This is a genomic window from Polaromonas sp. P1_E3 (assembly GCF_056405935.1).
In genome coordinates this window covers 1-6,745 of record NZ_JBFUBD010000141.1, presented here as the reverse complement: position 1 = coordinate 6,745, position 6,745 = coordinate 1, and the positions used below count along the sequence as shown (strand labels likewise).

Annotated in this window: 8 protein-coding genes and 1 pseudogene; all 9 read right to left on the bottom strand. The window is 62.0% G+C overall.

The window, feature by feature from the left end; translation table 11 throughout:
• Positions 1-254: HisA/HisF-related TIM barrel protein (locus AC1D0Z_RS14000; RefSeq protein WP_477658835.1), on the bottom strand; the 254-nt coding region annotated here is incomplete at its 3' end.
• 184 nt (positions 255-438) lie between these two features.
• Complete coding sequence (gene hisA / locus AC1D0Z_RS13995) at positions 439-1,179, bottom strand: 1-(5-phosphoribosyl)-5-[(5-phosphoribosylamino)methylideneamino]imidazole-4-carboxamide isomerase (RefSeq protein ID WP_477658834.1); 741 nt, start codon at positions 1,177-1,179, stop codon at positions 439-441.
• Between the two features lie 94 nt (positions 1,180-1,273).
• A complete protein-coding gene (gene hisH, locus AC1D0Z_RS13990; RefSeq protein WP_477658833.1) occupies positions 1,274-1,963 on the bottom strand; it encodes an imidazole glycerol phosphate synthase subunit HisH in 690 nt (229 codons plus the stop codon).
• Positions 1,964-2,087: 124 nt separating this feature from the next.
• Positions 2,088-2,696, bottom strand: a complete 609-nt coding sequence (gene hisB / locus AC1D0Z_RS13985) for an imidazoleglycerol-phosphate dehydratase HisB (RefSeq protein ID WP_477658832.1) — start codon at positions 2,694-2,696, stop codon at positions 2,088-2,090.
• Positions 2,693-3,796, bottom strand: a complete 1,104-nt coding sequence (hisC, locus tag AC1D0Z_RS13980; RefSeq protein ID WP_477658831.1) for a histidinol-phosphate transaminase — start codon at positions 3,794-3,796, stop codon at positions 2,693-2,695. Before hisC ends, hisB begins: the two co-directional genes overlap by 4 nt.
• A gap of 47 nt (positions 3,797-3,843) precedes the next feature.
• Positions 3,844-4,284, bottom strand: a complete 441-nt coding sequence (locus AC1D0Z_RS13975) for a hypothetical protein (protein ID WP_477658830.1) — start codon at positions 4,282-4,284, stop codon at positions 3,844-3,846.
• Positions 4,285-5,616, bottom strand: coding sequence for a histidinol dehydrogenase (hisD, locus tag AC1D0Z_RS13970; protein WP_477658829.1), 1,332 nt, complete (start codon positions 5,614-5,616; stop codon positions 4,285-4,287). It abuts the gene before it with no gap.
• A gap of 10 nt (positions 5,617-5,626) precedes the next feature.
• Entirely contained in the window at positions 5,627-6,268 is a 642-nt protein-coding gene (gene hisG, locus AC1D0Z_RS13965) for an ATP phosphoribosyltransferase (RefSeq protein WP_477658828.1), read from the bottom strand.
• Positions 6,265-6,745, bottom strand: a pseudogene (locus AC1D0Z_RS13960) (UDP-N-acetylglucosamine 1-carboxyvinyltransferase); the annotation flags it as partial. The gene hisG and the pseudogene AC1D0Z_RS13960, both read right to left, overlap by 4 nt.

Here is a 6,745-nt window from a genome sequence, read left to right as displayed (position 1 = left end):
GTGCGAACACCACCGCCGACCGTCAGCGGAATGAAGACCTGCGACGCCACCGCTTCAATGATCGGCAGGATCAGGTCGCGGCCATCACTGGTGGCGGTGATGTCGAGGAAAGTGAGTTCGTCGGCGCCCTGCTCGTTGTAGCGCGCGGCGATCTCCACCGGATCGCCCGCATCGCGCAGCTGGGTGAAGTTGACGCCTTTGACGACGCGGCCGCCGGTTACATCAAGGCAAGGGATGATTCGTTTGGCGAGCATGGGTTAGGACGCAGAAAACAACGCGATTAAGGGAGCCGCTATCGCCAACACCAGGCAAAACAGCAAAAAACCCGGTAAGGCCGAGAAGCCGTATTCAATGGCCACGTACCCCAACACGGCGGCTACGCTCAACCCCACCGTGAGAATGACGCCCCAAAGTGGAACCTGGCGCTTGCTCAATGGACTAGCCATTCAACTCATCGGCCCTGGCTTGCGCCTTCTCAAAATCCAGGTCGCCGCTGTAAATCGAACGCCCGCAGATCACACCCTCCACGCCCTCTTCCTCGACCTCGCACAGCTTTTCGATATCAGCCATGTTCGAAAGGCCGCCGGAGGCAATCACGGGAATCGTCAGCGCCTGGGCCAGCTTGACGGTGGCGTCGATGTTGATGCCGGTCAGCATGCCGTCGCGGCCGATGTCGGTGTAGATGATGGATTCGACGCCGTAGTCCTGGAATTTCTTGCCGAGGTCGATCACCTCGTGGCCGGTCATTTTGCTCCAGCCGTCGGTGGCTACTTTGCCGTCCTTGGCGTCAAGGCCAACGATGATGTGGCCGCCGAAGGCCGTGCAGGCGTCCTGCAGGAAGCCCGGGTTTTTGACGGCAGCCGTGCCGATGATGACGTAGCGCAGGCCGGCGTCGAGGTAGCGCTCGATGGTGTCCAGGTCGCGGATGCCGCCGCCCAGCTGCACATCGATCTCGCTGCCGACTTCCGCCAGGATCTGCTTGATGGCTGCCTCGTTGCGGGGCTTGCCTGCGAAGGCACCATTCAGGTCCACCAGGTGCAGGCGCCGCGCGCCCTTGTCGACCCAGCTGCGCGCCATGGCGGCCGGGTCTTCGCTGAAGATGGTGGATTGATCCATGTCGCCCTGTTTGAGGCGGACGCAGTGACCGTCTTTCAGGTCAATCGCGGGGATAAGTAGCATGTGCGGTTAAAGACGGTAAAACGGTAAAAGACAAAACGGACGCTCAGGGTAACAAAAAGCCGGACGCCCCGGTACCGGGTCTGACCCAAGGCATTCAGGGATTCCAGTGCAGGAAATTGCGGTACAGGGCCAGCCCGTGGTCGGCGCTCTTTTCAGGGTGGAACTGGGTGGCAAAAATATTATCGCGTGCAATCGCCGCCGTAAAGCGCGCGCCGTAGTCGGCCTCCCCCGCGATGTGGTGCACATCCGACGGCCGGGCATAAAAGCTGTGTACAAAATAGAAGTACGCGCCGTCGGGCACGCCAGCCCAGACCGGGTGGGCCCTGGCCGTGGCCGCACCATTTTGGTAAACCTGGTTCCAGCCCATCTGCGGCACTTTGTAGCGGCTGCCGTCAGGCTGGATTTTGCCGGCCAGCTCGAATTTGATGACTTCACCCGGGATCAGCCCCAGGCCGGCCGTGCCCACACCGCCGTCGCCGGGCTCGCCTTCGTCGCTGTGGCTCAGCAGCATCTGCATGCCGACACAAACGCCGAACAGCGGCTTGTTGGCGGCCGCATGCAGCACGGATTCGAGCATGCCGGATTCGGCCAGCTCGCGCATGCAGTCGGCAATGGCGCCCTGACCGGGCAGCACGATGCGTTCGGCCGCCATGACGTCTTCGGCGCGGGAGGTGACCAGCACGTCAAAGCCGCTGCCGCCCGCCACATGGCGAACAGCCTGTGACACGGAGTGCAGGTTGCCCATGCCGTAGTCGACCACGGCGACTGTTTTGGGTTTTGCCATTGGAAGTCGAAAGGTAATTTGCTATAAATTTAATAGCTGCTTGCGCCCGCCACCATTGGTCTGGAGGCAAAAACAGGCATTAAAACAAGGATGAGGCGTGTTCCCGGCGTTGAGGGCAGAGGGGTTACAGCGAACCCTTGGTCGATGGAATCACACCTGCGGCGCGCGGGTCGATCTCCAGCGCCATGCGCAGCGCGCGGGCGAACGCCTTGAACACGGTTTCGGCCTGGTGGTGGGCGTTTTCACCCTTGAGGTTGTCGATGTGCAAGGTCACAAAGGCGTGGTTCACAAAGCCCTGGAAGAATTCGTAGGCAAGCTGGCTGTCGAAAGTGCCGATCATGCCGCTCTTGAAGGGAACGTGCATTTCCAGGCCCGGACGGCCCGAAAAGTCGACCACCACGCGCGACAGCGCCTCGTCGAGCGGCACATAGGCGTGACCGTAGCGGCGCAGGCCTTTTTTGTCGCCCACAGCCTGGGCCACCGCCTGCCCCAGCGTGATGCCCACGTCTTCCACCGTGTGGTGGCCATCGATGTGCAAATCGCCTTTGGCCTGGATGTCCAGGTCAATCAGGCCGTGGCGGGCGATCTGGTCGAGCATGTGGTCAAAAAAACCGATGCCAGTAGACAGCTTGGCCTGGCCGGTGCCGTCGAGGTTGACCCTGACGGTGATCTGGGTTTCAGCCGTGTTGCGTGAAACCTCGGCAATGCGGGGAGCGTGGGTAGGGGTGGTCATAGGGATTTTTCAAGCGCCGCCAGCATTTGCACGTTCTCGTCCGCGGTGCCGACCGTCAGGCGCAAACAATTGGCCAGCAATGGATGCATTTTAGAAACGTTTTTAACCAGCACCTTGCGCGATTTCATGCCTTCGAAGGTTTTGGYGGCGTCGGGCACCCGCACCAGGATCATGTTGGCGTCGCTTTTCCAGGCTTTAACACCCCTGGCCGCCATGCCGGCCAGCGCCTCCAGCAACACAGCACGTTGGGCCACCAGCTCCGCAGCCTGGGCGGCGAATTCACCCTGGTGCTCCAGCGCGAACAGCGCGCATTCGTAGTTGAGCACACTGATGTTGTAGGGCGGACGCACCTTGTCGATCTCGGCAATCAGGGCTTTCGGGCCCATCATGTAGCCGATGCGCACACCGGCCAGGCCGAACTTGCTCAGGGTGCGCATCAGCAGCACATGGCTGTGCCGGGCGATGCGGTCGATGTAGCTTTTGCTGGAAAACGGCTGGTAGGCCTCGTCCATGACGACCAGGCCACCTTGCTCGCCCACGGCTTGGATGATCTTTTCAATCACCGCGTCATCCCACAGGTTGGCCGTGGGGTTGTTCGGGTAGGCCAGGTAAATGATGGACGGCTGGTGTTCCGCGATGGCAGCCAGCATGGCGGCTTCGTCGAGCTCGAAGTCGGCCGTCAGCGGCACGCCGATGAATTTGAGCCCCTGCAGCTGTGCGCTCATGGCATACATCACAAAGCCCGGCAGCGGCGCCAATATGGAGCCTCCTTCCACATCGCAGGCCATGGCCAGCAGTGAAATCAACTCGTCCGAACCATTGCCCAGCATGATGTCGAAGCCTTCGGGCATTTGCGCATAGTCAGCCAGGGCCTTGCGCAAATCATTCACCCGGCCATCCGGGTAGCGGTTCAGCGCCAGCGCGCCCAGGCGCTGGCCCAGATGGGCCTGCAGCGATGCCGGCAGGCGGTGCGGATTTTCCATCGCATCGAGCTTGACCATGCCGGCCGACTCCTGGATGGCGTAGGCGTGCATGGACTGCACGTCCTGACGGATCAGTTTTTTGAGCTTGGGAGCCAGTGCGGTGTCTGCCTGTTTCATGGTCTGTAAATTGACTGTATCTGGCGGTATTGTGAATGCCGGCTCGGTCAGCAGCTGCTTTTCTGCACAAAAGCTGAGCCCGTGGGCATGCTCATGTTGGCCACATCCTTGCGGTTCAACAGCTCGCGGAAGATGGGATCTACAAAAAGCTTCACACACTCCCCAGGCTGGAAAGTACCGCTCACGGGAAGCGTCAGCGACAAGGCGCTCGAAACCTTCACCAGGATGGAGCTGACGTCACGATTGCCCTGCTGCGCACCGATGGCGTTGGCCAGCATGACGCCAGCAGAGCCCCCGGCAAGCGTCGCGCTACCTTGCTGAACCGAACTCAAACCATGGTAGGGCGATGCAGACACTTCAGAGATCACGCCTGAAAGCTCAATCGCATTGGATGGCTTCTCGGAGGGCTGCACCACAGACGCGCAGCCTTGCAAGCCTGCCAGGACCATGCATGCCGCAACAAAATTCAGCGATCCGATGCTTGTCATTTACGACTTAACGGGCTTGGAAAGCCGCATCTCGGCCGCACGCGCATGCGCCTGCAGGCCTTCGCCATAGGCCAGCTCGGCAGCGATCTTGCCGAGCACTTGCGCACCGGCTTCGCTGACCTCGATCAGGCTGGAGCGTTTCTGGAAGTCGTAGACGCCCAGCGGTGAGCTGAAACGCGCCGTGCCGCTGGTGGGCAGCACATGGTTGGGGCCGGCGCAGTAGTCGCCCAGCGATTCGCTGGTGTAAGCGCCCAGGAAGATGGCGCCGGCGTGCTTGAGCAGTGGCTCCCATTTGTGTGGGTCGCGGCTGGAGACTTCGAGGTGTTCGGGGGCGATGCGATTGCTGATCTCGCAGGCCTCTTCCATGCTGCGGGTGTGGATCAACGCGCCGCGGCCGGTGAGGGATTTGGCGATGATCTCGGCGCGCGGCATCTCAGGCAGCAGGCGGTCAATCGCGGCTTGCACGGCATCGATATAAGCGGCGTCGGGGCACAGCAGAATGCTTTGCGCGAGTTCGTCGTGTTCAGCCTGGCTGAACAAATCCATGGCCACCCAGTCGGCGGGCGTGCTGCCGTCGGCCAGCACGAGGATTTCGGATGGGCCGGCGATCATGTCGATCCCTACGGTGCCGAAAACGCGTTTCTTGGCGCTCGCCACATAGGCATTGCCCGGCCCGGTGATCTTGTCGACCTTGGGCACGGTCTGCGTGCCATAGGCCAGCGCAGCCACGGCCTGTGCGCCGCCAATGGTGAAGGCGCGGGTGACACCGGCCACATAGGCGGCAGCCAGCACCAGGGCGTTCTTCTCGCCCTTGGGCGTGGGCACGACCATGATGATTTCGCCGACACCGGCGACGTGGGCCGGGATCGCGTTCATCAGCACTGACGAGGGATAAGCGGCTTTGCCGCCGGGCACATAGATGCCCACGCGGTCGAGCGGCGTGACCTTCTGGCCCAGCAGCGTGCCGTCTTCATCGCGGTAGCTCCAGCTTTCGCCGCTCGCCTTTTTCTGGGCCTCGTGGTAGCTGCGCACACGGCGTGCGGCGGCTTCGAGGGCATCGCGCTGGGCGGTGGGAATGGCGTCGAACGCGGCTTTCAGTTCGGCCTGGGTGAGTTCGAGCTGGTCCATGGAGGAGACGTCCAGCCCATCAAACCGCGCGGTGTATTCCAGCACCGCCGGATCGCCACGCTGCTGCACATCGGCCAGGATGTCGGCCACGCGCTGCTCAATGGCCGCATCGGTGTCGGCGGACCAATGCAGCCGCGCCTTGAATTCAGCATCAAATGCGGTCGAAACCGTTGACAGTCGAGCGGGAGCAGCTATTAATTTCATAGCATAAAATTCAAGGTGCCGCCGTGGCGGCGGCGAAGGCGTCGATCAGCTTGCGAATGGGCTCCTGCTTGAGCTTGAGCGCGGTCTGGTTCACGACCAGGTGCGAGCTGATGTCCATGATGCGCTCGACCTCGACCAGGTGGTTGGCCTTGAGCGTGCTGCCGGTGGAGACCAGGTCGACAATCGCGTCGGCCAGGCCCGTGAGCGGTGCCAGTTCCATGCTGCCGTAGAGCTTGATCAGGTCGACGTGCACGCCCTTGGTGGCGAAAAAGTCCCGGGCAATCGCCACGTACTTGGTCGCCACTTTCAGGCGCGAGCCCTGGCGCACGGCGGCGGCGTAGTCATAACCTTCGCGCACGGCCACACTGATGCGGCATTTGGCGATTTGCAAATCGAGCGGCTGGTACAGGCCCTGGCTGCCGGATTCGATCAGTGTGTCTTTACCGACGACACCGAGGTCGGCGCCGCCGTACTGCACATAGGTGGGCACGTCGGTGGCGCGCACCAGCACCACGCGCAGGCCGGGCTGGTTGGTGTCCAGGATCAGTTTGCGGGATTTTTCCGGGTCGTCGAGCACCTCGATGCCGGCGCTTTTGAGCAGCGGCAGGATGTCGTCGAAGATGCGGCCCTTGGAGAGCGCTAAGGTGATCATGCTTTGACTCGCTCTATGTCGGCGCCRATTCCGCGCAATTTCGCTTCCATCTGGTCGTAGCCGCGGTCCAGGTGGTAGATGCGGTCCACCATGGTTTCACCTTCGGCCACCAGGCCGGCAATCACCAGGCTGGCGGAGGCGCGCAAATCGGTCGCCATGACGGTGGCGCCTGAAAGCTTTTCAACGCCTTCCATGACCGCGATCTTGCCGTCAATCTGGATCTTCGCGCCCAGGCGCACCATCTCGTTGACATGCATGAAGCGGTTTTCAAAGATCGTCTCCGTCACCGTGCTGCTGCCCTGCGCGATGGCGTTCAGCGCCATGAACTGGGCCTGCATGTCGGTCGGGAAGCCGGGGTACTCGGTCGTGCGGAAGGATTGCGCCTTCATGCGGCCGCTGGCCTGGATGCGGATAAAGCCCTCTCCCGCAGTCACCACGGCGCCGGCTTCGCGCAGCTTGTCGATCACCGCGTCGAGG